The organism is Exiguobacterium sp. s166 (assembly GCF_018618855.1).
GTDB lineage: Bacteria > Bacillota > Bacilli > Exiguobacteriales > Exiguobacteriaceae > Exiguobacterium_A.
The window spans coordinates 45,619-71,469 of record NZ_JACSMU010000004.1 but is presented as its reverse complement, the minus strand read 5'-3'; the positions used below and the strand labels follow the sequence as shown (position 1 = coordinate 71,469).

Annotated in this window: 21 protein-coding genes, 1 pseudogene and 2 riboswitches; of the genes and pseudogenes, 12 read left to right on the top strand and 10 right to left on the bottom strand. The window is 49.0% G+C overall.

The features are described from left to right. Positions 1 to 33: 33 nt before the first annotated feature. The 4 genes from mmuM to KNP93_RS10500 all read right to left on the bottom strand — a co-directional run bounded on the left by mmuM (position 34) and on the right by KNP93_RS10500 (position 5,163). Positions 34 to 966 (bottom strand): homocysteine S-methyltransferase, encoded by a 933-nt coding sequence (mmuM, locus tag KNP93_RS10515; protein WP_214855201.1) that lies wholly within the window; start codon positions 964 to 966, stop codon positions 34 to 36. Next, positions 941 to 2,341, bottom strand: coding sequence for an amino acid permease (locus KNP93_RS10510; protein WP_188004943.1), 1,401 nt, complete (start codon positions 2,339 to 2,341; stop codon positions 941 to 943). The genes mmuM and KNP93_RS10510 overlap by 26 nt, the downstream gene beginning before the upstream one ends. Positions 2,342 to 2,425: 84 nt before the next feature. Beyond that, positions 2,426 to 2,527, bottom strand: a riboswitch (SAM riboswitch). A 109-nt stretch (positions 2,528 to 2,636) separates the two neighbouring features. Continuing rightward, positions 2,637 to 4,055, bottom strand: coding sequence for a polysaccharide pyruvyl transferase family protein (locus KNP93_RS10505; RefSeq protein ID WP_188004944.1), 1,419 nt, complete (start codon positions 4,053 to 4,055; stop codon positions 2,637 to 2,639). Between the two features lie 199 nt (positions 4,056 to 4,254). Beyond that, entirely contained in the window at positions 4,255 to 5,163 is a 909-nt protein-coding gene (locus tag KNP93_RS10500; RefSeq protein ID WP_188004945.1) for a ketopantoate reductase family protein, read from the bottom strand. Positions 5,164 to 5,349: 186 nt separating this feature from the next. On the opposite strand from KNP93_RS10500, the gene KNP93_RS10495 reads away from it, so the two are divergent. The 7 genes from KNP93_RS10495 to KNP93_RS10465 all read left to right on the top strand — a co-directional run bounded on the left by KNP93_RS10495 (position 5,350) and on the right by KNP93_RS10465 (position 13,612). After that, complete coding sequence (locus tag KNP93_RS10495; protein WP_131503591.1) at positions 5,350 to 6,066, top strand: GntR family transcriptional regulator; 717 nt, start codon at positions 5,350 to 5,352, stop codon at positions 6,064 to 6,066. After that, on the top strand, positions 6,059 to 7,600 hold the full coding sequence (gntK, locus tag KNP93_RS10490) for a gluconokinase (protein ID WP_214855199.1): 1,542 nt from the start codon (positions 6,059 to 6,061) through the stop codon (positions 7,598 to 7,600). Before KNP93_RS10495 ends, gntK begins: the two co-directional genes overlap by 8 nt. A 24-nt stretch (positions 7,601 to 7,624) precedes the next feature. Next, the gene (locus KNP93_RS10485; protein ID WP_214855197.1) at positions 7,625 to 8,971 is read left to right on the top strand and encodes a GntP family permease; all 1,347 of its coding nucleotides are present in this window, start codon (positions 7,625 to 7,627) and stop codon (positions 8,969 to 8,971) included. 18 nt (positions 8,972 to 8,989) lie between these two features. Further along, entirely contained in the window at positions 8,990 to 10,390 is a 1,401-nt protein-coding gene (gene gnd / locus KNP93_RS10480) for a decarboxylating NADP(+)-dependent phosphogluconate dehydrogenase (RefSeq protein WP_214855195.1), read from the top strand. A 221-nt stretch (positions 10,391 to 10,611) separates the two neighbouring features. After that, complete coding sequence (ahpC, locus tag KNP93_RS10475) at positions 10,612 to 11,175, top strand: alkyl hydroperoxide reductase subunit C (RefSeq protein WP_012371860.1); 564 nt, start codon at positions 10,612 to 10,614, stop codon at positions 11,173 to 11,175. A gap of 14 nt (positions 11,176 to 11,189) precedes the next feature. Further along, positions 11,190 to 12,719, top strand: coding sequence for an alkyl hydroperoxide reductase subunit F (gene ahpF / locus KNP93_RS10470; RefSeq protein WP_214855194.1), 1,530 nt, complete (start codon positions 11,190 to 11,192; stop codon positions 12,717 to 12,719). A gap of 350 nt (positions 12,720 to 13,069) precedes the next feature. Further along, entirely contained in the window at positions 13,070 to 13,612 is a 543-nt protein-coding gene (locus KNP93_RS10465) for an ECF transporter S component (RefSeq protein WP_131503596.1), read from the top strand. Between the two features lie 64 nt (positions 13,613 to 13,676). Here KNP93_RS10465 and KNP93_RS10460 read toward each other — a convergent pair whose 3' ends face one another. Beyond that, the gene (locus KNP93_RS10460; protein WP_214855191.1) at positions 13,677 to 15,170 is read right to left on the bottom strand and encodes a malate:quinone oxidoreductase; all 1,494 of its coding nucleotides are present in this window, start codon (positions 15,168 to 15,170) and stop codon (positions 13,677 to 13,679) included. 60 nt (positions 15,171 to 15,230) lie between these two features. Here KNP93_RS10460 and KNP93_RS10455 point away from each other — a divergent pair. After that, a pseudogene (locus tag KNP93_RS10455) lies at positions 15,231 to 16,931 on the top strand (cryptochrome/photolyase family protein). A gap of 78 nt (positions 16,932 to 17,009) precedes the next feature. On the opposite strand, the gene KNP93_RS10450 reads toward KNP93_RS10455, so the two are convergent. Then, complete coding sequence (locus KNP93_RS10450) at positions 17,010 to 18,377, bottom strand: amino acid permease (protein WP_131973560.1); 1,368 nt, start codon at positions 18,375 to 18,377, stop codon at positions 17,010 to 17,012. A 160-nt stretch (positions 18,378 to 18,537) separates the two neighbouring features. Further along, positions 18,538 to 18,613, bottom strand: a riboswitch (glycine riboswitch). A gap of 216 nt (positions 18,614 to 18,829) precedes the next feature. Here KNP93_RS10450 and KNP93_RS10445 point away from each other — a divergent pair. Both KNP93_RS10445 and KNP93_RS10440 read left to right on the top strand, forming a co-directional pair. Further along, the gene (locus tag KNP93_RS10445; RefSeq protein WP_214855188.1) at positions 18,830 to 19,384 is read left to right on the top strand and encodes a histidine phosphatase family protein; all 555 of its coding nucleotides are present in this window, start codon (positions 18,830 to 18,832) and stop codon (positions 19,382 to 19,384) included. A gap of 200 nt (positions 19,385 to 19,584) precedes the next feature. Further along, positions 19,585 to 20,829, top strand: a complete 1,245-nt coding sequence (locus KNP93_RS10440; protein WP_214855186.1) for an MFS transporter — start codon at positions 19,585 to 19,587, stop codon at positions 20,827 to 20,829. A 41-nt stretch (positions 20,830 to 20,870) separates the two neighbouring features. Here the strand turns inward: KNP93_RS10440 and KNP93_RS10435 are convergent, their stop codons facing one another. The 3 genes from KNP93_RS10435 to KNP93_RS10425 are packed head-to-tail and all read right to left on the bottom strand — an operon-like array spanning position 20,871 to position 22,408. After that, the gene (locus KNP93_RS10435; protein ID WP_214855183.1) at positions 20,871 to 21,389 is read right to left on the bottom strand and encodes an NUDIX hydrolase; all 519 of its coding nucleotides are present in this window, start codon (positions 21,387 to 21,389) and stop codon (positions 20,871 to 20,873) included. Next, positions 21,390 to 21,899, bottom strand: coding sequence for an LURP-one-related/scramblase family protein (locus KNP93_RS10430; protein ID WP_214855181.1), 510 nt, complete (start codon positions 21,897 to 21,899; stop codon positions 21,390 to 21,392). A 26-nt stretch (positions 21,900 to 21,925) separates the two neighbouring features. After that, on the bottom strand, positions 21,926 to 22,408 hold the full coding sequence (locus tag KNP93_RS10425; RefSeq protein WP_131973565.1) for an LURP-one-related/scramblase family protein: 483 nt from the start codon (positions 22,406 to 22,408) through the stop codon (positions 21,926 to 21,928). 156 nt (positions 22,409 to 22,564) lie between these two features. Here KNP93_RS10425 and KNP93_RS10420 point away from each other — a divergent pair, with 156 nt between their 5' ends. After that, complete coding sequence (locus KNP93_RS10420; RefSeq protein WP_214855179.1) at positions 22,565 to 24,160, top strand: FMN-binding glutamate synthase family protein; 1,596 nt, start codon at positions 22,565 to 22,567, stop codon at positions 24,158 to 24,160. Between the two features lie 101 nt (positions 24,161 to 24,261). Then, positions 24,262 to 25,257, top strand: a complete 996-nt coding sequence (locus KNP93_RS10415; RefSeq protein ID WP_012371870.1) for a tRNA dihydrouridine synthase — start codon at positions 24,262 to 24,264, stop codon at positions 25,255 to 25,257. Between the two features lie 58 nt (positions 25,258 to 25,315). Here the strand turns inward: KNP93_RS10415 and KNP93_RS10410 are convergent, their stop codons facing one another. After that, a complete protein-coding gene (locus KNP93_RS10410; RefSeq protein WP_131973567.1) occupies positions 25,316 to 25,840 on the bottom strand; it encodes an SF0329 family protein in 525 nt (174 codons plus the stop codon). Positions 25,841 to 25,851 lie beyond the last annotated feature (11 nt).

Here is a 25,851-nt window from a genome sequence, read left to right as displayed (position 1 = left end):
TCTTTTTTTGTCCTTATTAGACATGACTTCCGGTTAACCGATTGTCACCTTCTGTTGAATCCGCTCAATCTGCTCGGGTGTCGTACGGCAACATCCGCCGATCAACCGGGCACCTGCGGCATACCATTCCGGAGCAATGTCTTCGAAAGCCGTACACACTGCTTCACCGGACCAGGTCTTACTGACCGGATCATACTGCTCACCGGAATTCGGATAGACGATAATCGGTACATCGGTCAGTTGTTTTAATGTCGTGATGAACTCTGTCGCAATCGATGCCGGAAAACAGTTCGCGCCGATTGCCGCCAGTTGCGGGTGCTCCCCTAATGCCTTGATACACTCACTCAACGATGTTCCTTCACTGATGTGTGTTGCGTCACGCAGGGAAAAGGCAAGCCAGGCCGACTGATCCGGAAATTCTTCGAGCAGCCGGAACAGCACTTCGGCTTCCTGCAAGGAGGGAATCGTCTCAAATGCCAACACGTCCGCACCTGCCGCGATTAACGCTTCCAGACGAGGACGGTGGAAAGCTTCAAGTTGCGCATCGTCGACTCCGTAATGACCGATGTATTCGGATCCGTCCGAAAGATAGGCACCGTAAGGACCAATCGATCCCGCAATCAAAGCGTGATCCGCTGCCGGTCCGGTTTCCGCACGCGCCTGCTGTGCCAGATAGACCGTTTGTTTCATCAGTTCAATCGCTTCCTCTTCTTTAATCCCCCGGCTGCTGAAGCCGGTGACACTCGCTTGGTAGCTGGACGTGATGGCACAATCCGCCCCGATTTTAAAATAATCCGCATGGACGCGGTGAATCTGTTCCGGTTCTTCAAGCAGTACACGGGCCGACCAAAGCGGATCATCGAGATTTCTCCCATGGCGTTCAAGTTCCGTCGCCAGTGCTCCGTCCAATAAAATATAGGGTTTTTCTTTTAACAGTTGTTCAACTGGATTGTTGTTCTTTGACATCTTCCACACTCCGTTTCCATGATGTTTTTGTCAGATGATGAACGATGTAACAGACCGCGATAAACGGAACCCCGAAATAGAGGGCGACCCGTTGCGTCGGATCAAAGGCGATTCCGATCAATGAAGCCAAACACATTAAAAACGACAGAATCGGTACAAACGGATACCAGGGCGTCCGGTAAACCAAATCGTTTAGATCATGCCCCTCTTGCAGATAGCGCTTGCGGAACATGAACTGTGAGGCGCTGATACTCATCCAGACAACGACGACTGCCAGTCCCGAGATCGAGACAAGCGCAATGTAGACGGAACCCGGTGCATAGACGCTGGAGAACAGGGCAAGCAGACCACCGAGCATACTGAAGAGAACGGCACGTATCGGCACTCCGCTCGCATTTAATTTAGAAAAGTACGGCGTAATCATCCGTTGATCGGATAAAGACCAGAGCATCCGTGATGCGGCGTACAGACCCGAGTTCGCTGCTGACAAAATCGCGGTCAGGATGACGAAGTTCATGATGTCTGCTGCAAACGGAAGACCGATCCGTTCAAACACAGCAACGAATGGACTTTCAAGCACTCCTTTTGAATCATTTGGTAACAGAATCGCAAGAACAATGATCGTCCCGACAAAAAATAAGACGAGCCGGAAGACTGTTGTTCGAATGGCGAGAGGAACCGTCCGTTTCGGATCGACCGCCTCACCTGCTGCAATCCCGATTAACTCTGTTCCGGAATAGGCAAAGTTAACGGCAAGCATCGTCATCAAGATCGCGAACGCTCCGTTCGGAAACAGGCCCCCCTCCGTCAACGGAGCGAGAAGCGGTGCTTGTGAGCCGTCCGCGAGGGGCAAGAATCCGACGATTGCTGCTGTTCCTAAGACGATGAACACTAAAATCGTCAGCACCTTGACGGCAGAAAACCAAAATTCAACTTCCGCGAACAAGCGGACCGTCAAGACATTGATGCCTAAAATCATGACGACGAATAAAGCACTGAACAGCCAGACCGGAACATCCGGAAACCAGCGTTGCATCAATAAACCGGCTGCCGTAAATTCCGAACCGAGCGCGACCGTCCAAGTCAGCCAGTAAAGCCAGGCGACGGTATAGCCTGTTCCGGATCCAATATATTTCGTCGCGTAGCTGTGAAAGGCACCCGTCTCCGGCATATGTACCGCCAGCTCCCCTAGACAAAGCATTACCAGATAAACCGCCAGCGCTCCGACCAGGTAAGATAAAATCGTGCCGACCCGACCGGCCTGCTCGAGCGTATAGCCTGTACTTAAAAATAATCCGGTCCCGATGACACCTCCGAGTGACAACATGACGATATGCCGGGATTCCATTTTCCGCCGAAACGTTCCTTCTTTCATTGCTCCTCCACACTCCTCTTTTTCTCGTTAAACTAAAAAAAAACGCACCCACATGCATGGGTGCGTCGGTCGACAATCAAAGGAAGCTTATCGATCGGGTACAACACCCGCAGGAATTAGCACAGTATCTTTCGACCTGTTGCTGAGGCTTCAAAGGGCCAGTCCCTCCACCTCTCTGGATAAGAATGTAATTTTTCATAACAGTACCAACCCTGTTTTGAATTGTCAACACAATTCAGAATTTATCATGTAAAAAAAAACGCCTTACACCAAAACGGTATAAGACGTCTGTCGCTTATTTCTTCGCAAACAAATCAGCTGTCTTCAATGCCATGCGAACCGCTTTCCGGTTCAATGTGCCTTGTTGATGCTTCATTTCTTTTGTTTGACTGTTCAACTTGCCTTGAAGTGATTTGATTTTCTTATCTTTTTCAGCCATTTTCGCTTTATCGCGTTTTTGAGCTGCCACGATTTTTTGTTCTTCTGCTGGGAAATATGATTCAAAACGTGAAACGGCTTCTTCGATACTGATTCCTGTGATCGGTTTAACGACCGGAAGCAACTCTGCTTTGGCCATTTCACGATCAAACGGAACGTTCTCCGGATAGTTCGTTTCTTTGTAGATGTGTTCTAGATCATTTGTATTCAGGAATTCCACGAAGTTATCAAAGTTACGTGCTTGAACACGTGTTGGACTCTGGAAGTCAGCCGACTCAATCACATCTGACAAACGTGTGCTGTCTGTGATGTCATTTGCCCAAATGTGTGTCAATTGGTGATAATCCGTTAATTCGCGCATCCGTGCATCTTTCGGAATCAGGATACTTGGCGTTCCGGCAAGTGTTGCCGTGATGTTACCGTGAAGACGTGCTCCGAAGCTGAAGTCTGCTTCTTTCAAGAAGTCAATCCATGTCTGTGCGTTTAAGAAGAAGCGGACACGGTCGTTCATGTAAGTCGGATCCGACATTTTAACCGGATAGTTCGTGACGGATAAGTCAGCAATCGGATGTGTTCCTGTGTACGTCAAACGCAACTCTTTCATCCATTGCGGGATGAAGTAGTGGTTCGGGTACTCTTCCATTCCGCGTGTGATGAAGTTAAGGACGTTTTGCGGTGCAAGACGTGACGAGTTGACACCGATCATTGAATCTTTTGTGATATTCGTTTCACGAATTTTCAAATCACGACCAAACGCATACATCGATGGGCAACCGATGACTTTGTGATCGATTCCTTCGCGGAAACCAAGACGCGTCAAATATTTTGATGTGATTTCGCCGCGAAGTCCAAGCATGCTTGAGCGCTCAAGAACTGCGCTGACAAACGCTTTAACGTCTTCATCAAATGAGAAACCGTCGTTTAAATTCGCTTCAAACGGTGCGCGTAAACCGACACCGATGACGACGACCGGAATCTTTAGTTTTTTAATCAATTTTGTATATTTACGAAGTGTCGGGACGAATTCTTTACGGAATGCATCAGCGAGTGGAATGACATATAAATCGAAGTTCGCATTGATTTCATCTGCACGCTCTTCTTCATAGTAGTAGTAATCCGGTGTGATCGTCGTGCCCTCTGTCATCAAGGTGCGGAAAATACTGTATTGATAAATCAGGTTTCCGACGTTCCCTCCGATTGAGTTATGCTTCATCAAATATTCTGCGTCGAACTGTTCAAACGGTGTCATACCCGCACGGATAATAATACGTTTCATGTAAAATAATTCCCCTCTCACTTCTGTTTTCATTTAAAAAATATAAAATATATTTTGCTTTTTTAACCATCTTGTCTTTTCAAGGATAGTTGAATGCAATTCAGCAAGTCAACGAATAGCTGAAAATTACACATTATTGTGGATTATGAAAAATATAGGCTCAATACAACCTAACAATTATTCCCTATATAACAACTAGTTAAACATCTTTTCTCGACATACGATAAATTTCGAGATTTGCATAAATCGCCGGCAACATCACTTGCGTCGCTTCATCTTTCGAAAGAAGTGTGCCGAACAAATGAGCTGACTCGACTTCATTGCCTTTCTCCATGTCACGTTGTAAGGACGACTTCATCGTTTCATCCATTTGTGCGATCTGTTGCTGTTGGATCTGTTCAATCCCATCACTGAACACAGCACCTTGGCGTTCCATCGCTTCTTTGGCTTCCGTTGCCAGGCGGCGGATCATCATCATTCCTTCTTCCTGCGAACGAATCGGACCGATTGCTGAACGGAAAAGCGACGTCACACCGGAAAACGTCGTGATGAACAGATACTTATTCCACATATCGCTGGTAATCGAGTCCGAGTATTTAATCGGCGCTAGTGTCCCCTCTAGGTGCTGCTTCAGTTCTTCCAAACGGTCTGGCCGGGTTCCCGGTAACGGACCGAACAATAAATGATGGGACGGACTCGTCTGTACGATGTGTCCTTGTGCATCAAGCGTTGATTCGATGAAGCAGAGTCCGCCCAGTACACGTTCCGCTCCGAAGTGTTGCTCCAGTTGCTTTAAATGGGCCATTCCGTTTAGCAACGGCAAAATATATGTATCAGTTGCGACGAACGGTTTGATGTCCTCTAACACCTGCTCCAGATGATAAGCCTTGGTCGATAAAAGAATGACATCAAACGTTCCTTTTTCTCCGGTCCGGATCAGGCGCGGAGAATAGGTAATATCCCCATGAAGACTTTTGACATGAAGTCCCGCACACAATTCTTCAAACCGGCGTTCACGCACTAAAAATGTGACATCTTCCCCTTTTTCCGCCAACCGGGCTCCGAAATAACCTCCGACGGCTCCTGCACCGACTACTAAAATTTTCATTTATTTTATCCCTCCATCTGACTGATGTCTTACAATCTGTTCTACGCTTTCGTTCTCTAGCCTATCACATCGAAAAGCCGCACTTTTGATAAAGATGACAATTTAATTAAAGCGCTTGCATTTTAGTTTTCCTCGTTTATACTACTTGTATACAAGTATACTTATTCGACAAAGAGGGTGTTTTTTATGTCCGATCTTTTATACCCGATTAAATGGTTATCAAAAGCCTCCGCCGGTGATCGTGTGGCCCATGAACTGCGCATGCGGATCATTTCCGGCAAGATTGAGAGCGGTACCGTCTTATCTGAAAACAAATTAGCCGCTGATTTTTCCGTCAGCCGATCTCCTGTCCGGGATGCCCTGAAGGTGTTGGCGTCAGAACGCATCATCCGGCTGGAACGGATGGGCGCCGTTGTCGTCGGACTGTCCAAACAAGACATCCAGGAAATTTACGATGTCCGTCTTTTAATCGAGACGTTCGTCTTCGAGCGGATTGTTAAGATGAATCGTCAGGATTTGGTTCGGGAGCTAAGCAAGGTGCTTGAAATGATGAAGATTGCCGTCAAATACAAAGACGCAGATGAATTTTCATATCAGGATGTTCTGTTCCATGAAACAATCATCCGGTCGATTGACCACGGATACGTCAGCATGATGTGGCAGAATCTCAAACCTGTCATGGAAAGCTTCATCCTGCTGTCGATGCGTCAACGAATCGAAGACGACATCGAAGATTTTGACCGAATTCTCGAGAACCATGCACTCTACATCGAAGCAATCGAAACCGGCGACCGCAAACGAATGATTGCTTCGCTCCATCAGAACTTCGATGATGTGCAAGAAGTTGAGGATTTATGGAAATCGCAACAACTGATGACGAAAGGAGTCGAACCACATGACTGAACACATGTTAGGGATTGATATCGGGACGACGAGCACCAAAGCCGTACTCTTTACGACAAAAGGGGAAGTCGTCGGACAAACGAATGTCGGTTATCCGCTGCATACCCCGAATCGTTCGACGGCGGAACAGGATCCGGAAGAAATTTTCCATGCCGTGCTCGAAAGCATCCGGTTGATGACGAAACAACATCCGACGGAGCAACCGAAGTTCGTCGCCTTCAGCAGTGCGATGCACAGCTTGATTGCGATGGATGAACACGATCAACCGCTGACCGCCTGCATCACGTGGGCTGACAGCCGGAGCGAAGTCTGGTCGAACCGAATCAAGGAACAGTACGGTTACTCGATTTATCACCGCACCGGAACTCCGGTCCATCCGATGTCGCCGCTCAGTAAGATTTGCTGGCTCGTCGAAGAACATCCGGACATTGCCGCGCGAACGAAAAAATACATCGGCATCAAGGAATTTGTCTTCCAGCGTCTGTTTGGACAATACGTCATCGACCATTCACTCGCTTCAGCGACCGGTTTATTCAACATCCATGATCTCGACTGGGATGCGGAAGCGTTGCAGGTCGCAGGCATTGATGCAACCAAATTGTCGCGACCGGTTTCGACGACGACGTCCTTTACCGACATGTCAGCGGATTATGCCAAACAAACCGGCTTGAATCCGGCAACACCGTTTCTGATCGGGGCAAGCGACGGTGTTCTGTCGAATCTCGGGGTTAACGCGATCCGGAAAGGCGAAATCGCCATTACGATTGGAACGAGCGGCGCCATCCGGACGATCATCGACCGTCCGCAAACGGATGAAAAAGGCCGGATCTTCTGTTACGCCTTAACCGAAAACCATTGGGTCATCGGTGGACCGGTCAATAACGGCGGCATGGTCTTACGCTGGATTCGTGACGAACTGGCCTCGGCGGAAGTCGAGACCGCGAAACGTCTTGGCATTGATCCATATGCCGTCCTGACGAAAATCGCCGAACGCGTCCGTCCGGGATCAGACGGTTTACTGTTCCATCCGTATCTGTCGGGCGAACGGGCTCCGCTTTGGAACCCGGATGTCAGCGGTTCGTTCTTCGGCTTGACGTTATCGCACAAAAAGGAACATATGATTCGGGCCGCCCTGGAAGGTGTCATTTATAACTTGTACACTGTCTTCCTGGCGTTAATCGAATGTATGGATGGTCCGGTCACACGGATTCAGGCAACCGGGGGGTTCGCCCGTTCTGAAGTGTGGCGTCAAATGATGGCGGATATTTTCGAGTCGGAAGTCGTCATTCCTGAAAGTTTTGAAAGTTCATGTCTCGGGGCCTGTATTCTCGGATTGTATGCGACAGGGGAAGTCGATTCGTTCGAGGTGGCAGCAGATATGATCGGCGATACACATCGCCATGTGCCGAATGAGGAAGCAATGCACGAATACCGTCAGTTGTTACCGATCTTCATCAGTTTGGCGCGCGTTCTCGAAACCGATTACCGACGCATCGCTACGTATCAACGGGGTTTGATTCAAAAAGAAATTTAATTTAACGTTTTTGGGGGAAGTCACATGCCATTAGTCATTGTTGCCATCGGGATTGTTCTGTTACTCGTTTTAATTATGGGGTTAAAATTAAATACGTTCGTTTCGTTAATCATCGTCTCGTTTGTCGTCGCTTTACTGCTCGGAATGCCGCTTGATCAAATCGTCACGACGATTGAAGCCGGTCTCGGCGGAACGCTTGGTCACCTCGCCTTGATCTTCGGACTTGGTGCCATGCTCGGAAAATTGATTGCCGACGCAGGGGGTGCGCAACGAATCGCGATGACGCTTGTCGCGAAGTTTGGGGAAAAGAACATCCAATGGGCCGTCGTTGTCGCTTCGTTCATCATCGGGATCGCGTTATTCTTTGAAGTTGGACTGGTTTTATTGATTCCAATCGTCTTCGCGATCTCACGTCAGTTGCGTGTCTCGATCCTGTATCTCGGGATTCCGATGGTCGCTGCTCTTTCCGTCACACACGGTTTTCTTCCGCCACACCCGGGCCCGACCGTCATCGCCGGGGAGTACGGGGCCGATCTGGGACAAGTTCTCTTATACGGCTTTATCGTGGCCGTGCCGACCGTCATCATTGCAGGACCAATCTTTACAAAAATCGCGAAACGGATCGTACCGGAATCATTCAAAAAAACCGGCAACATTGCGTCACTCGGGGAACAAAAAGAATTTAATTTAGACGAGACACCAGGTTTCGGGATCAGTGTTTTCACAGCGATGCTGCCTGTCCTCCTGATGTCCATCGCAACGATTTTAACGTTATTTCAAAAAACGCTTGGTTGGGAAAGTAACTCTGTTTTATCTGCTGTTCAATTCATCGGAAACGCGTCAACAGCGATGTTGATTTCCTTACTCGTCGCCATCTACACGATGGGACTGGCACGCCAAATTCCGATCAAAACCGTCATGGATTCTTGTACGATGGCCATCACACAAATCGGGATGATGCTACTGATCATCGGCGGCGGTGGTGCCTTCAAGCAGGTCCTGATTGACGGCGGTGTTGGTAAGTTCGTCGCTCAGATGTTTGAAGATACGACATTATCACCGATTTTACTCGCCTGGATCATCGCCGCCATCTTACGGATTTCACTTGGTTCGGCAACCGTCGCTTCACTGACGACAGCCGGGCTCGTCATTCCGTTGCTCGGTCAATCGGATGTCAATCTCGCACTTGTCGTCCTTGCGACAGGAGCCGGCAGTTTGATCGCTTCACACGTCAACGATGCCGGATTCTGGATGTTTAAAGAATATTTCGGATTAACGATGAAAGAAACTTTCGCGACGTGGACCTTACTTGAGACAATCATTTCCGTCTTCGGACTTGGATTCGTTCTCCTGCTCAGTCTCGTCGTCTAAAAAAGGAGTCGGTACACTATGCTACATTCAATCGGAGTCATCGGACTCGGCGTCATGGGGCGCAACATCGCCCTCAACATGGCAAGTCATCAGGAAGATGTCGCTGTCTATAACTACACCCGTGATTTAACGGATGACTTAATGGCACATAACGAAGGATTGTCGCTACATCCTTATTACGAGGTGACAGATTTTGTCCAATCCCTTGCCCGTCCACGGAAAATTTTCGTCATGGTCACGGCGGGAAGTGCAATTGATTCAGTCATCGAGTCACTGATTCCACACCTCGAAACAGGCGACATCATCATGGACGGTGGAAACTCGCATTTCCATGATACGGAACGCCGCTTCGATCAGTTGCAACAACACAAGATCGAATATATCGGTGTCGGTGTCTCCGGTGGTGAAGTCGGTGCCCGGACCGGTCCTGCCATCATGCCGGGCGGATCAAAAGACGCGTACGCACAAGTCGCGCCGATTTTGACGAAGATTGCGGCCAAAGTGAACGGTGAGCCGTGCTGCGTCTACATCGGACCAAAAGGCGCCGGCCATTTCGTCAAGATGGTCCATAACGGGATCGAATACGCCGACATGCAGCTGATCGCGGAAGCGTACAGTTTCCTCCGGGTCCGTCTTGGACTCGACGTTGAAGAAATCGCGGATGTCTTCGCATCTTGGAATGAAGGCGAGCTGAAAAGTTATCTGATCGAGATTACGGCCGATATTCTCCGCAAAAAAGATGATAAGACCGGTCTTCCGTTGATCGATGTCATCTTGGACCAAGCCGGTCAAAAAGGGACAGGCAAATGGACGAGTATGCAATCGATTGATAACGGGATTGCTTCGTCCATCATCACGGAAGCCCTCTTCGCCCGCTATCTCTCGGCTGTCAAAGAAGAACGTGTCGCCGCTGCTACCGTCCTCGGTGGACCGGAAACCCGTGAGACGCTCGACAAAGAAGTCTGGATCGAACGGATCCGCCAAGCCCTCTACATGGGGAAAATCGCGGCTTACGCGCAGGGTTTCACACAGTACCGAACATCATCCGAACTGTATGACTGGAACTTGCGCCTCGAGGAAATCGCTTTGATTTTCCGTGGCGGCTGCATCATCCGTGCTGAGTTCCTCAATGTCATCAGTGAGGCTTTTGCGAAGGACGAGTCGCTTGCGAACCTGATGCTCGCGCCGTACTTCGCGGACAAGGTGCAAGACTATCAAACGGCACTGCGTCAGGTCGTCGCTGAAAGTGCATTATCCGGACTCGCTGCTCCGTGTCTCAGCACGTCGCTGACGTATTACGACAGCTACCGGACGGCTAACTCCAACGCGAATATCCTGCAAGCCCAACGTGATTATTTCGGCGCCCATACGTATGCCCGGACCGATCGCGAAGGAACGTTCCATACGGAATGGCAATAACTTATACAGCTTCTATTTCCTGTTTCATTTAAGGAAATAGGAGTTCTTTTTTTGTTCACACTTTATTTATCAGAATAGGAAATTGCAGGTTATGTCTTGACAAAACTAAGCGGTTATATGAAATTAGTATTAGATTAGAATTATTCTAGTGTGATAGATACAGTTTTTTTCTTTCTACTAGAACAGATTCTTAAATAGAACCCAACAGGAGGATTTTTATCATGTCTTTAATCGGAAGTGAAGTAAAACCATTTAGTGCATCAGCATTCCACAACGGAGAGTTCGTCGATCTTACAGATGCCAACCTTCGTGGAAAATGGAGTGTCGTTTGTTTCTACCCAGCAGACTTTACATTCGTTTGCCCGACTGAGCTCGAAGATCTTCAAAACCAATACGCAACACTCAAAGCACTTGACGTTGAAGTGTACTCGGTTTCAACAGACACGCACTTTACACATAAAGCATGGCACGAAACTTCAGAAACAATCGGTAAAATCGAGTACGTCATGATTGGTGACCCGTCACACGTCATCTCACGTAACTTCGAAGTCTTAAACGAGCAAGACGGACTGGCAGACCGCGGAACGTTCATCATCGATCCGGACGGTGTCATCCAAACTGTTGAAATCAACGCTGGCGGAATCGGTCGTGACGCAAGTACACTCGTCAACAAAATCAAAGCAGCACAATACGTACGCAACAACCCAGGCGAAGTTTGCCCAGCGAAATGGGAAGAAGGTTCTGCAACACTTACACCGAGCCTTGACCTCGTCGGAAAAATTTAAGGAGCGGATTTGAGATGGCTTTAGCAGCAGATATTAAAGCACAACTCGCTCAATACCTCGATTTATTGGAAGGAGATCTTGTCCTCGCGGTCAGCGCCGGGACAGACTCCGTTTCTCTTGAGATGAGCGAGCTCGTCGAAGAAATCGCGAGCATGTCACCACGCATCAGCATCGAACAGGCGGCCTTGCCGCGGACACCAAGCTTCAGCGTCAACCGTGTCGGTGAAGAGAGCGGGATTACGTTTGCCGGGATTCCACTCGGTCACGAGTTCACGTCCCTCGTCTTGGCGTTACTCCAAGTCAGCGGTCGCGCGCCGAAAATCGACGCCGCACTGATCGAACAGATCAAAAGCATCAAAGAAACGTATCATTTCGAATCGTACATCAGTCTCAGTTGCCACAACTGTCCTGATGTCGTTCAAGCCCTAAACGTCATGAGTGTTCTGAACCCGAACATCAGCCACACGATGATTGACGGCGGTGCCTTTAAACAAGAAGTCGAAGCAAAAGAAATCATGGCTGTCCCGACTGTCTTCGTCAACGGCGAAGCCTTCGGAAACGGTCGGATGTCCCTCGAAGAGATTCTCGCGAAACTCGGTACAGGTGTCGACGCTTCTGATTTTGCGGACAAAGACCCGTACGACGTCCTTGTCGTCGGTGGAGGTCCTGCCGGTGCCAGTGCTGCGATTTATGCGGCACGTAAAGGAATCCGGACGGGAATCGTCGCGGAACGCTTCGGTGGTCAAGTCATGGATACGATGAGTATCGAGAACTTCATCAGCATGAAGTATACGGAAGGTCCGAAACTCGTGGCGAGTCTTGAAGAACACGTCAAAGAGTACGGGATCGATGTCATGAACCTTCAACGGGCGACACGTCTTGAGAAAAAAGACCTCGTTGAACTGGAGCTTGAAAACGGTGCTGTCTTGAAAACGAAGAGTTTGATTCTCTCAACAGGAGCACGCTGGCGCAACATCGGTGTGCCGGGCGAACTTGAATTCAAGAACAAAGGGGTTGCGTACTGTCCTCACTGTGACGGTCCACTCTTCGAAGGAAAACGCGTTGCGGTTATCGGCGGCGGGAATTCCGGTGTTGAAGCCGCAATCGATTTGGCCGGTCTCGTCAAACATGTAACGGTGCTTGAATTTGCACCGGAACTGAAAGCGGACGCGGTCTTACAAGACCGTCTCGCGAGTCTTCCGAACGTCACGGTCGTTGCCAACGCCCAGACGAAGGAAATCACGGGTACGGATAAAGTGAACGGCATCACGTATGTCGAACGCGAAACAGGTGCTGAGCACCATGTCGAGCTCGAAGGCGTTTTCGTCCAAATCGGTCTTGTGCCAAACACAGACTGGCTCGGCGAAACGATCGAACGCAACAAGTTCGGTGAAATCTTTGTTGACCGTCATGGCGCGACGAACATCCCGGGTGTCTTTGCAGCCGGTGACTGTACGGACAGTGCTTACAAACAGATCATCATCTCGATGGGATCAGGTGCTACAGCAGCACTCGGTGCCTTCGATTATATGATTCGTAACTGATCATGGAAACGTCTTGCTTCGGCAAGGCGTTTTTTGATTGTAAAATCTAGTATAAACAGAATCGCTACGAACAAAAGAGAATTTTTCCCGTGCTTTTCTCGGGCGAGGCGCAAGCCGCGGCTTTTGCGACCACAGGTCTTAAAGCCGGGTCTCGCCTGCCTCTGACAGCGCGTAAACGCGCTTTTTCCCGTAGAAGTCACGGAAAATCCTCTTTTAGGTCGATACTTTCATTAGTAAAGATTCAGATTCGAACTGACCCCTATAAATTGTTCGAAATTGATACTTTCAGCTAGTCCAGCTATCTGATAGATTGAGAGTATTCAAAATCTATCATAAAGAAGGTCTGACACATGCAAAAAGCAGCACCGTATTCAAGCACTCGTACCCGGCAACTCGTCATTACTTCAATGTCGATTGCACTTGTTTTTGTTGCTACATTTTTCATTAATATTAAATTGCCGATCGCGGCAAATGGTGGACTTGTCCATATGGGAACAGCGATGTTGTTCCTGATTGCAATTCTCTTCGGACCCCGGACAGCAATGATTGCCGGCGCGGTTGGAATGGGACTTTTCGATATCATGTCTGGTTGGGCACTTTGGGCGCCTTTCTCCTTTGTCGGTCGCGGCTTACAAGGATTCATCGTCGGTTGGATTGCTTGGACGTATGGTCGTCAAGGAACCAAACCCGGTATTAACTTGCTTGCTATGATTGCATCGGTTCCCGCTATGCTCGCTGTCTATTATATCTGTGAAGGAATTTTATATAGCAACTGGGTAGCCCCAGCATTATCCATCCCGGGTAACATCACACAAAACGTCGTCGGGATTCTCGTCGCGATTCCAGTCGGAATTGCTTTGAAGAAAACACGTTTCTTCCGTCAACGCGGCTGATGCACGACAAACAACCCCGCTCTCTTCAAGAGAACGGGGCTTTTTTATGCTTCCTATGATGTGTTTAACGAATCGGCTGTGCTTCCGTTAATTCAAGAGTTTTTGTTGTTTCGGCGTGGATCTGACCAAAGAGTTCCGGATTCGCGACGAGTGACGTGCCGTACGACGGAATCATTTCTTTGATTTTTGCTTCCCAGCCAGGCAGTTGATCCGGGAAACACTTGGCCAGCACTTCCAGCATGACCGGTACGGCAGTTGAAGCGCCTGGTGACGCGCCGAGCAACGCTGCGACCGAACCGTCTGCCGCACTGACGACTTCCGTTCCGAACTGGAGAGTCCCCTTGCCTTGTGGTGTATCTTTGATGACTTGGACACGTTGTCCGGCGACGACGACATCCCAGTCTTCCGTTTTGGCGTTCGGAATGAACTCACGCAGTTCGTTCATCCGCTGCTCCGTCGACAGTAAGACCTGCTCGATCAAGTACTTCGTCAGTCCCATCTCTTTTGCTCCTGCCGCCAGCATCGTCAACACATTGTTTGGTTTGACGGATGTGATCAAATCGAGATTCGATCCGGTTTTGAGGAACTTCGGCGAGAAGCCGGCGAACGGTCCGAACAAGAGTGACTTTTGACCGTCGATGTAACGTGTATCCAAGTGCGGGACAGACATCGGCGGTGCACCGACTTTCGCTTTCCCGTAGACTTTCGCATGATGACGCTCGGCGATTTCTGGATTTTTACAGACGAGGAACAAGCCGCTGACCGGGAATCCGCCAATCTGTTTCGACTCCGGAATCCCTGTTTTTTGAAGCAACGGCAAGCTTCCGCCGCCGCCGCCGATAAAGACGAACTTCGCGGTATGATGTTCAATCCGGTTGTCGCGTTCGTTTTTGACTTTGACTTCCCAGCCGCCGTCGACCCGTTTCAAGTCTTCGACACCGTGACCGTAGTTGATCTCGACATCAAGTTGTTTTAAATGATCAAACATAATCCGTGTCAGTGCTCCGAAATTGACGTCCGTTCCCGAATCGATTTTAGTTGCTGCAATCGGCTCCGGTGACGTCCGGCCTTCCATGATTAACGGAATCCACTGCTTCAGCTGTTCCGGATCTTCCGAAAACTCCATCCCTTTAAACAACGGATTAGCTGAGAGCGCTTCCAATCGTTTTTTCAGGAACGTGACGTTTTCCGCGCCTTCGACCATACTCATATGTGGAATCGGCATGATGAATTCTTTCGGATTCGGCAAGACTTGTTCTTTGACGAGGTGCGACCAAAACTGGCGCGACAGTTGGAACTGTTCGTTGACCTTAACGGCCTTGCTGATGTCGATCGTTCCGTCGGCGTTTTCCGTCGTATAGTTCAGTTCACAAAGTGCAGCGTGACCCGTCCCCGCGTTATTCCATTCATTTGAGCTTTCTTCCCCAGCACTCGCTAACTTCTCGAATACTTTAATCTTCATGTCCGGCGCAAGCTCTTTTAATAAGACCCCTAACGTTGCGCTCATGACTCCGGCACCAATCAAAATAACATCTGTTTGTTTAGGCATACTGCTCATGATATCCTTCCTATCCCCGTTTGATATTATGGACCTGTCATACCAGTTGAAAGCGCTCGTATGACGACAACTTACCTTTCCAGTATAACCCTATCACAGGTCATTCATAAATTAAAATATTGGGTGTCTCCACTTAAAAATAAATCGGCTTCCGAGTGTAATAGGACACATCCGAAGACATACTTTCCAGCAAACGGGCTATATACTCCTATAGAAGAAAAAGGAGGAACGTGCATGGCAACGCGCTGGATTTTCGGCAATCAACTCAATCACAGCTTACCGCTTCTGACAGAAGCGGATCCAAAAGAAGATATTATCCTGATGGTCGAAGCAACGTCCCGCTCGACCTGGAAGGCGTATCATAAACAAAAACTGGTACTGATCTTTTCGGCGATGCGTCATTTCGCAGAAGAACTCCGGGACAAAGGATTTACAGTCGATTACCGGGAAGCGGACTCGTTTGACGATGCTTGGAAGCAGCACCAGAAGCAGTACCAACCGACACACCTCCTCTACACAGCCCTGACGGATGAGCCGATGCGCCGTGTCATGCAAAAATTTCAGGACGCTCTCCCGAAAACTATCACTGTCGATATTTGTTCCGATGTTCCGCTCTTTTTATTGACGCAGGACGAAGCCGTGGCACTGCTTGGAGATAAACCGTGGAAGATGGACCGGTTTTACCGGCAGCTTCGCAAAGATCATCGCTTGTTGATGAATGGAAATAAACCGGTCGGCGGAAAATAGTCGTTTGATGCGGATAACCGGAAACCGGCGAAGGACGGCGTGGATTTTAAAGCACCGATCCGGTTCCGTCCGGATCAGATTACACGTGATGTCATGAAAAAGGTCGACACGTCGTTTGCCAATCACCCGGGGGAGATTAAGACGTTCCACTGGCCGGTCAACCGAGCGGAAGCGCAGCGCGCACTCGCCCGGTTCATCGACGAACGGCTTGAGACGTTCGGGACCTATCAGGATGCGATGCTGACGGGAGAAGATACGTTATCCCACTCGCTGCTCTCTTCGTCGATCAATATCGGCTTACTGTCACCGGACGAAGTCATCAAAGCGGCAGCGGCCGCACTGGAAGAGCAGGAGGCACCGCTTAATGCCGTCGAAGGATTCATCCGGCAGATTCTCGGTTGGCGCGAATACATGCGGGCGGTTTATTTAAGTGAGATGCCGGGGTACGAACAGGTCAATGTCCTGCAACACAACCTGGACTTGCCGGACTTCTTTTGGGACGGCGAAACGACGATGACGTGTGTCGCAGAGTCGTTGCGACCGGTCATCGAAACGGCGCACAATCATCACATTCAGCGGCTGATGGTGCTCGGGAACTTTGCCAACTTGTTTGAGATTTCCCCGCAACAGACGGCGGACTGGTTCAATGAAATGTATATCGACGCCTATGATTGGGTCGTCCTTCCGAATGTGCTCGGGATGGCTTTGCATGCCGACGGCGGTCTGCTGTCAACGAAACCGTACATTGCGTCGGCAAACTATATTCATAAAATGAGCGATTATTGTGGGAACTGTCCCTTTAACCAGAAGGATGCGCTTGGCGACAATGCGTGTCCCTTCAACGCCTTATACTGGGACTTCATCGCCCGGCACGAGGAACGTTTCGCCGGTAACCAACGGATGTCGATGATGTACCGGCAGTGGACAAAACGCGACAAAGCGGACCAGCAGGCGATTCGCAAAAAAGCGACATCCTTGAAAAAACAGTTGGCGGATGGCGCATTTCACAGCTGAGTATCGTATCAACAAATAAGACCCGGCTCCCTGTCTTGTTCGGCAGGGAATCGGGTCTTTGTTTATTTCTTTGATGCATTACGCACTGTGACGTTCTGCTTTTTGATGTTTTTTTGTCCGCAGCTGATACAGGACAAACAATCCAATGAACCAGACCGGTGTCAGGAGAAGCGCAGGACGCGTTTCGTCCGCAACGAGCATGACGATTAAAATCAGTGTGAACAGACCGAGCACAAGGTAATTGACGAATGGTGTCAACGGCGCTTTGAACGTCGACGCAGCATGCAATTCAGGCTGTGTCTTCTTGTATTTCAAGTGACAGACGAGAATAACGCCCCAAACCCAGATGAAACAGATCGCACTGATCGTCGTCACGATGCTGAACGCTTGTCCCGGAAGTAATTTACTCAACAGAGCCCCACCCGAGACGACCAGCGTCGAGACGAACAACGCATTCGCCGGCACATGATTTTTATTGAGCTTCGAAAATGATTGAGGTGCCTGTTTTTGATTCCCGAGATTATAGAGAATCCGGCTCGTCGAGAACATTCCGCTGTTACAAGCAGATGCGGCTGATGTCAGAACGACGAAGTTGATGATTCCGGCCGCGACCGGAATCCCAATCAGACTAAACGTCTTGACGAACGGACTTTCCGTTGCGTTCAGTCCGGTCCATGGATTGATCATCAAGAGGACAAGCAAGGCACCGACGTAGAAGAACAAAATCCGTAACGGAATTTTATTGATTGCGGACGGAATGTTCTTTTTCGGATCAGCCGTTTCGGCGGCCGAGACTCCGACCAGTTCCACTCCGACATAAGCGAAGACGACCATTTGGAACGACAACAGGAATCCGGTGACACCGTTCGGGAACATCCCGCCGTGCTGCCACAAGTTCTTGACCGTGACCGGTCCTGCATCCGTATTAAAGCCGATCACGAGCAAAACGATTCCGACGCCGATCAAGACTAAAATCGTGACGACTTTGATCAAGGCGAACCAAAACTCGAGTTCTCCGAACAGTTTGACCGTCAGGAGATTAAAGCCGAGTAAGATCAACAGGGCGATAACGGCCGGAATCCATTGCGGGATATCAAACCAGTATTTGACGTAAACACCGACGGCGATCACGTCGGCCATCGCCGTCATGATCCAGCAGAACCAATACGTCCAGCCGGTTACGAACGCGGCGCGCGGTCCGAGATAATCTTCCGCGATATCCGTCAGGGACTGATAACCGGCTTTTGACAACAGTAACTCTCCGAGTGCCCGCATGACGAAGAAAATCGCAATCCCGACAAGCAGATAAGCAAATACGATCGATGGACCGGCCAGCTGAATCGCTTTCCCCGATCCTAAAAACAACCCTGTTCCGATCGTTCCACCAATCGCAATCAATTGGACATGACGATTCGATAAATCCCGCTTTAATCCTTGCTGTTCCAAACCTAAACTCCTCCTTTGATGATCTCTCTGTTTCCCCCGGTCAGACTGTTCTGTCAGTCCAACAAAAAAGAGACTGGACGGGTGTCCAATCTCAAAAAAATCATCAGAATAGCAAATAATCATTTTCTGGTCGGCAAAGCCAACACAAAAAATAAAGATTTAGTACTCTTCTGTCCTTTTGCCTGAGATTGTGAACCCTTCGGCGCCGTTTACACGGTCTCTCCAGAAGCTGCTCCTGCCATAGTTTGACCCATGACAATCATAGCTTTCTCTTTTTATTCGGTTGCTGAGGTGACATAATCACCTGAATTGTTTCTAATACTAGTAATCTTAGGATCGTTTGTCAACCGTTTTATCAAATTCTTTCATTTCTTCTTTCATAACTTGAAACAGGACTTCAAGCTCCTTTCCCAGAAGTCACCTAAATCATGATACTCAAGGAGGAACTTACATTGCAGATCTATTACCTTATCCGTCATTGTGAAGCGACCGGACAAGCAGCCGATGCTCCGTTGACGCCACAAGGTCAAAAACAAGCGCTATTACTCGCTGACTTTTTTAAATCCATTCCGGTTGACCGGATTTTATCGAGTCCATTTCAACGCGCATACGACACTGTCTTTCCACTTTCCACTATGTATGATTGTCCAATCGAATTGGAGAATCGGTTGCAGGAGCGTATACTCAGTACTTCTTCGTTACATGACTGGCGGTCTGACTTAAAAGCGACATTTTCCGATCTTAATCTCCGATTTCCCGGTGGTGAATCCAGTCGTGAAGCAATGGAACGGGCCTCATCCGTCCTCCATGAGGCATTTCTTCATCCTGCACGTCACACCGTATTGGTGACGCACGGAAACGCGATGGTCTTATTGTTAAAAACCATCGATTCAAATTTCGACTATCCGGACTGGGAACAGTTGCGTAACCCGGATATCTATCGTCTCGTCAAAAATTCTAAGGGTCTGACTTGTGAACGCTTGCCTTTCAATACGCAAACAGACTGAATGAAAAACGTCATTTTTTCAAGTATTCACCAAATGCATATGATAACTTTTTATCTATTCTTTTAACTTATGGAAAACATAAGAATTATCTATTTTACTTCCCCTTCGAACTCGACTACATTTAACGAATTGATAACAAAGTGAAGTAGTTCGAATTCCTGTCTTACAGCGAATCGCCTTAAGAAAAGAAGGGGTATATTATGTCTACACAAGCAAGTCACGCACGAAAAGGGTATTTGATGATGGCTGTTCTCTGGTTCGCCTATGCGACGTTCGCCATGAACTGGGTCGCCGGTTCCTCATTAACCCCACAAATCACGGCTCATTTTTTCGGAGACCGGACCGTTGACCCGTTGATTTCACAACTCGTCAACTACTCGATTACGACCGCCCGCGTTTTCGCGAACATCTTGGCGGCACTGATTTTGATGAAGCTCGGACCCAAGAAGGCACCGATGCTGGCACTGTTCTTCCTGATGATGGCGATCGTCGCCATTTATCTGCCGAACTACTGGGCATATACGGCGGCACGGATGGTCATGGGGCTCGGCGGCTCGATGGTCATCGTCTACATGAATCCGGTCGTCACCCGCTACATCAGTAACCCGACGGAAAAACTCCGGATCAGTGCACTCAATACCGTCTCGTATAATGTCGGTGCGTTTGTCGTCTCGTTACTGTTTACGTTTTTTGCGACTCAATTCACGAACAACTGGCAGCTGACGTTAACGATTTTTACTGCTTTAACAGCCGTCCTGTTCCTCGCCTGGTTGATCTTCAGTGAAGAGTTCGACTTGAACACGGCAAGTGATCAAAACGAAATCGTCACGGCTTACGGCTACCGGGATGCGATCAAAGACAGCTTCTTATGGAAGTATGCGATCGCGTTCGGCGGCTTCCTGACACTGTATATTCTGTCGCTCGTCGGACTCAAACCGGTGTTTGACACGTATACCGAGTTAAACGGATCGCTCGTCAATCTGCTGGTCTCCGGCGCCGGCATTATCGGGACCTTCGTCGGTCTGAAAATCGGTAGCCGCGGGACACCACGAAAACCGATTCTTCTGATCAGTGGCTTCGTGATGATCGGTAGTTTCATCGTCACGGTTGCGTTTGGCAACATATCACCGCTCGTCTCGTATCTCTTTGCTTTCATCTCCGGGTTCGCGATGTACATTCAGTATCCGATCTTCATGAATCTCGCCCACGAAATGAAGGGGATGACACCACAAAAGATTACCGTCTTGTTCGGTCTGTTCTGGGCGATTGCGTATGCGACCCAAACTATCTTTACGATTATTTGGAGTTACACGCTCGGTCAGATGGGTTATACGGCTTCGATGGTCGTCTTTTTCCTCAGCTGTTCGACGTACCTGATCTTTAGTCTCTTTTTACCGGAAACCAAACCGAAACAATCGGTTCCGGCTTCGAAAAAAACAGCCTGATTGCAAACAATCCCCAGTGTCGCCTGCGACCTGGGGATTGTTTATTTTTGATGGGCACCGTATTGATGCCGCAGGATGAACAGCAACCGGATCAATGGTTCATGATAGGAGATGAATATCCCTTCCCGGATGCCGGTAATGATTTCGTCTTCCGTCGCCCATTTGACGGTTTGAACTTCTTCTTCCTGTAACGTCAAGGTCGTCAGGTCGACTTCCGTTTCAATTAAGTAATAGTCATCAAATCCATCTTCAAACGGCACCGTCAAATGTGGCCGTTGTCCTTCGAATGACAGCGATAGTCCGAGTTCCTCAAATAATTCACGCTCCGCTGCTGTTTGACTCGTGTCACCCGCCGTTGCGCTGCCGCCGACACTGAGATCCCACATGTTCGGCCAGCCCTCTTTGAACGGCTGACGTTGCTGAATCAACATTTGTCCCTGCTTATTAAACAGGCAGATATGAATAGTGAGACGGTAATCGCCGTCTTTTAATTCCGTCCCCCGTGGCCAGGTCCGGCCTGTTTTTACGCGGTCTGCCGTATAAATATCCCATCGTTCCATTTATTTCTTCCCCCTTGTCCAGTCATCTGAAAACAGCGTCGAAACCGTCTTATCGGCTTTCGCCCGGTCAAGACCGAGGACGACACTCAAAAACAGTTGTTCTGCCGTGTCGTCGAGCAGTGTCAATTCGTATTGTTTGCCGAAGCGGACCCACCGTCTTTTGCCTTGCCCGATTTTATTTCCCTGATACATGACGCTGAACGTCATCGTCGCCCAGTTGATGTCGACATGCAACTCCCGGCTGTCAATCCGGTAATTCGAAAACATCACAAATCTGGTTTTTTGAATCGTTGCAACGACACGCCCGTCCAGTTCAATCAGGACGTGAGGCAACATACTGAACGTCTGTTTCGTCACCCGACCGACTTCGGATCCTTCGTGCACGAGTTGCCAGTGTTTCTGCATCTGGAACAACTGTCCTCTTACTTCATATGCGATCTGTCCGGCTTCATCCGCAACCGTAAATCGGCGATTCCATTCAAACGACTGTTTCATCAAAAGCTGTTTCATATCCGTTTCCTCTCCTGAGTGCTTTCTTACGACGAACTGGATTCTTCATCTTCTTTGACACAGTCGATAGCGACAACAAGCGCAATCAAAATCTTCTCGATGTCCGGATCAAAGACTTGAATTTCATAACTGTCACCAAACGTGAACCATTTTTTCTCGACACTTCCGACGACTTCGCCGTGACGCTTGATTTCAAAATCCATATCCCACCAGTCTCCGTCGATTTCGAGATCTGCCGCATCAATCGTATAGCGGTCTTTAAAGAACGTAAATGATTTCTCGATTGTCAGTGTTTCCCCGTCGACTTCGATAAAAAACTTCGGCAACAGGCTGAGCATTTTTTTCGTGATGACGGCGACTTCCTCACCATCAACCGTCGAGATTGAAAAAGTCTTCGGCAGCTTCATAAAGCTGCCTTCGACGAGATAGACGTCCTGTTCCTGCTGATCTTGAATCGAAAATCGTCCCCGTAAACTGAATACTTTCTGTTTCATGTACAGTGTATGCATAAGAAATCATCCTCTCCTTTATCTTATCCGTTAGGTTTGTATTCTTTAGGCAAGTGGTATCTTGATAGAACCGTCTTGTTTTACCTTATTCGACTAACATATTTGGTTTTCCCTCTTCATCGTCCCGCCGCTCCCACTCCTGAAGGAGGCACTCCTATGTCGACTGATACCATCATTCTGACGATTATCCTGACATTGATCTCACTCATCATCTTCGTTCCGTTAGTGCTTGGGCTTTATCTGTGGAACATTGATCATAAACAACAGGAGCACTCCATCTTACGAAACTTTCCCGTTCTCGGAAAAATCCGTTACATCCTTGAAAAAATCGGTCCTGAACTTCGGCAGTACTTATTCTTAAACAACAATGAAGACAAACCGTTTTCCCGGAATGATTATAAAACCGCGGTTCTGGCCGGTAAATATAATACGCGGACGATGGGATTTGGTTCCGAACGTGATTTTGAGGCAGCCGGCTTTTATTTGCAAAATGCCCTTTTTCCGACGAACCGTCAGGAACTGCGGATCGATAATCAACATAAAATTACGACTCATCTCTATCAACTTGATCAGGATAATCTCCTGACCCGTAAGGAACACTTGGTCGAAAAGCAGATTGCACCGTTTTTACTTCCTGCCGCTGACGCTCCGATCATTGGGGAGCATACCTGCCGTCATCCGTTTCAAGTCTTCGGACTAATCGGTCAGTCGGCGATGAGTTTCGGTGCGCTCGGTGACCGGGCGATTACGGCACTATCAATCGGTCTCGGCCAGGCGCAGGGAACCTGGATGAATACCGGTGAAGGCGGACTGTCCGACTATCACTTAAAAGGTGACGTGGATATCATCTTCCAGATTGGTCCGGGACTATTTGGTGTCCGGACGGAAGACGGCTCTTTTTCGCTCGAACAATTCAAACAGAAAAGTGAACTGATGCAAATCAAAGCCTTCGAACTAAAACTGGCGCAGGGTGCAAAAACACGGGGCGGTCATCTCGAAGGCGAGAAAGTCACGGCTGAAATCGCGTCCGTCCGGAACGTCAAAGCCGGCGTCAGTATCGACAGTCCCAACCGGTTCAATGAATTCCAGACACCGGAAGAGATGCTGACGTTTGTCGAACTGTTGCGGGAGACCGGCGGAAAGCCAGTCGGCATCAAACTGGTCGTCGGTAATCTAAACGATCTGCATGAACTCGTCTCTTACATGGAAACGTCCGGAAAACATCCGGATTTCATTACGATTGATGGCGGAGAAGGCGGAACCGGTGCGTCGTTCCAGGAACTTGCGGATGCGGCCGGTTTACCGCTCAAATCGGCCCTGCCGTATCTGCATCAGTTGCTGGTCGCTCACGGCATCCGCGACCGGATCAAACTGTTTGCTTCCGGCAAACTGATCAGTGCCGATAAGATTGCGGTCGCTTTAGGGCTTGGTGCCGATTTCGTCAACATCGCCCGCGGTCTGATGTTTAACGTCGGTTGCATCCAGGCGCAAGTCTGTCACACGAACCATTGTCCGGTCGGAGTCGCGACGACCGATCCGAAACTCCAACAAGCGCTGATCGTCGATGAAAAAAGTTTCCGGGTGACGAACTACATCATCTCGCTCCGGGAAGGGTTATATAATCTGACCGCTGCTGCCGGTCTGAAGTCACCGACCGAGTTGTCGGCAAAGCATATCATCTACAAACAATCGAACGGACAAGTCACACCGGCCACCGCCTTGATTCATTATCCGGTGCCGCCCCTTTCCTAAACCATCCGCTTGCACTTTTTCCTCATTACGCTTAAAGTGTATAGTTGATGAAATTTTAATTGTGCAAAACGAATTACCTTAAGGAAAGGGTTTTATATACGATGAAAAACAACTTTTGGCAGGACCTGCCACGACCATTTTTTGTACTTGCTCCAATGGAAGATGTCACGGACGTCGTCTTCCGTCACGTCGTCGCGAAAGCGGCACGTCCGGATGTCTTCTTCACTGAATTTACGAATACGGAAAGTTACTGTCATCCAAAAGGCAAACAGAGTGTCCGCGGACGCCTTGAGTTCACGGAAGATGAACAGCCGATGGTCGCCCATATTTGGGGCGACAAACCGGAATATTTCCGTGAAATGAGTATCGGGATGGCGGAAATGGGCTTTAAGGGAATCGACATCAACATGGGTTGCCCGGTTCAGAACGTCGCCGTCAACGGAAAGGGATCGGGACTGATCAACCGCCCCGACGTCGCCGCTGAACTGATTCAAGCAGCGAAAGCCGGCGGTCTGCCGGTCAGCGTCAAGACACGCCTCGGTTATTCCAAAGTCGAAGAATGGCATGACTGGTTACGCCACATTCTTGAACAGGACATCGCCAACCTGTCGATTCACCTGCGGACGCGTAAAGAAATGAGTGCGGTCCCGGCCCATTTCGAACTGATTCCGGAAATCAAGAAGCTCCGCGATGAAGTGGCACCACAGACACTCTTGACGATCAACGGAGACATCAACGACCGTCAACACGGTCTTGAACTCGTCGAGCAGTACGGTGTCGACGGTGTCATGATCGGACGCGGGATTTTCCATAACCCGTTCGCGTTCGAAGTTGAAAAGAAAGACCATTCGAGCGAAGAATTACTGGATCTGTTGCGTCTGCAACTCGACTTACATGATCAGTATTCATCTGAATTCGAACCGCGTCTTTTCAAACCGCTCCGCCGGTTCTTCAAGATTTATGTCCGCGGTTTCCGCGGGGCGAGCGAATTACGCGCCCGTCTGATGGATACGAATTCAACGGACGATGTCCGTGCTTTGCTTGACGAATTCGTCGAACAAGAAGGCATTCACGCTGTTAATTCGTTTTCGATTTAAAGATTTGAATTGAACATGCAAAAGAGCAAGGCATCGCGCCTTGCTCTTTTCTTTGTCGTTAGTTGGATTCCGCTTCAAGTCGAATCTTTAAACAGGTGAATTCAAACGGTGTATCGCATGTCACTCGTTCCAAGCGCCGTTTCCCGACGCGCCGATCGAGCAACGCAAAGCCGCGGATGAAGGCATGGGGATGCGTCAACGCCTCTTCAATCGAGAGCGTCGGATACAGCAACAAATCCTGTTGTACGCCGTAACTAGCATGCCATCCCTCTTCCTCCAACTCACGTTCAATCTGCTCATTTAATTCACTCGATGCCTTGTACCAATCCGATTGAAAGATATCCAGTGTAAAACAGACGGGTTTTTCAGGTAATCGTGCCTTCGCCAACTCATAACGACGATCTGACTCTAATGTAAACCGTAAATCCTCCGCCTTAAAAAAAGTTTTTCCGTCCAGCGTCATCCAAACTCGAGCTTCACCATCGTGAAAACGACGGTCGACTGTCGCATAGAGATTTATACGCTGCTGAAGCTGTGGTGCGACGAACGATAATATCTGCTTTTTCATTTTTGAGAATTGCATCGGGTCCTCCT

Excerpts from the sequence above, each read along its gene's own strand:
- KNP93_RS10505 (WP_188004944.1), bottom strand. The coding sequence starts at position 4,055 with ATGAAACGTATTATTATCCGTGCGGGTATGACACCGTTTGAACAGTTC.
- KNP93_RS10425 (WP_131973565.1), bottom strand. The coding sequence starts at position 22,408 with ATGCATACACTGTACATGAAACAGAAAGTATTCAGTTTACGGGGACGA.
- mmuM (WP_214855201.1), bottom strand. The coding sequence starts at position 966 with ATGTCAAAGAACAACAATCCAGTTGAACAACTGTTAAAAGAAAAACCC.
- KNP93_RS10420 (WP_214855179.1), top strand. The coding sequence starts at position 22,565 with ATGTCGACTGATACCATCATTCTGACGATTATCCTGACATTGATCTCA.
- gnd (WP_214855195.1), top strand. The coding sequence starts at position 8,990 with ATGCTACATTCAATCGGAGTCATCGGACTCGGCGTCATGGGGCGCAAC.
- KNP93_RS10435 (WP_214855183.1), bottom strand. The coding sequence starts at position 21,389 with ATGGAACGATGGGATATTTATACGGCAGACCGCGTAAAAACAGGCCGG.
- KNP93_RS10485 (WP_214855197.1), top strand. The coding sequence starts at position 7,625 with ATGCCATTAGTCATTGTTGCCATCGGGATTGTTCTGTTACTCGTTTTA.
- ahpF (WP_214855194.1), top strand. The coding sequence starts at position 11,190 with ATGGCTTTAGCAGCAGATATTAAAGCACAACTCGCTCAATACCTCGAT.
- KNP93_RS10495 (WP_131503591.1), top strand. The coding sequence starts at position 5,350 with ATGTCCGATCTTTTATACCCGATTAAATGGTTATCAAAAGCCTCCGCC.
- KNP93_RS10430 (WP_214855181.1), bottom strand. The coding sequence starts at position 21,899 with ATGAAACAGCTTTTGATGAAACAGTCGTTTGAATGGAATCGCCGATTT.
- KNP93_RS10465 (WP_131503596.1), top strand. The coding sequence starts at position 13,070 with ATGCAAAAAGCAGCACCGTATTCAAGCACTCGTACCCGGCAACTCGTC.
- ahpC (WP_012371860.1), top strand. The coding sequence starts at position 10,612 with ATGTCTTTAATCGGAAGTGAAGTAAAACCATTTAGTGCATCAGCATTC.
- KNP93_RS10510 (WP_188004943.1), bottom strand. The coding sequence starts at position 2,341 with ATGAAAGAAGGAACGTTTCGGCGGAAAATGGAATCCCGGCATATCGTC.
- KNP93_RS10415 (WP_012371870.1), top strand. The coding sequence starts at position 24,262 with ATGAAAAACAACTTTTGGCAGGACCTGCCACGACCATTTTTTGTACTT.
- KNP93_RS10460 (WP_214855191.1), bottom strand. The coding sequence starts at position 15,170 with ATGAGCAGTATGCCTAAACAAACAGATGTTATTTTGATTGGTGCCGGA.
- KNP93_RS10500 (WP_188004945.1), bottom strand. The coding sequence starts at position 5,163 with ATGAAAATTTTAGTAGTCGGTGCAGGAGCCGTCGGAGGTTATTTCGGA.
- KNP93_RS10440 (WP_214855186.1), top strand. The coding sequence starts at position 19,585 with ATGTCTACACAAGCAAGTCACGCACGAAAAGGGTATTTGATGATGGCT.
- gntK (WP_214855199.1), top strand. The coding sequence starts at position 6,059 with ATGACTGAACACATGTTAGGGATTGATATCGGGACGACGAGCACCAAA.
- KNP93_RS10410 (WP_131973567.1), bottom strand. The coding sequence starts at position 25,840 with ATGCAATTCTCAAAAATGAAAAAGCAGATATTATCGTTCGTCGCACCA.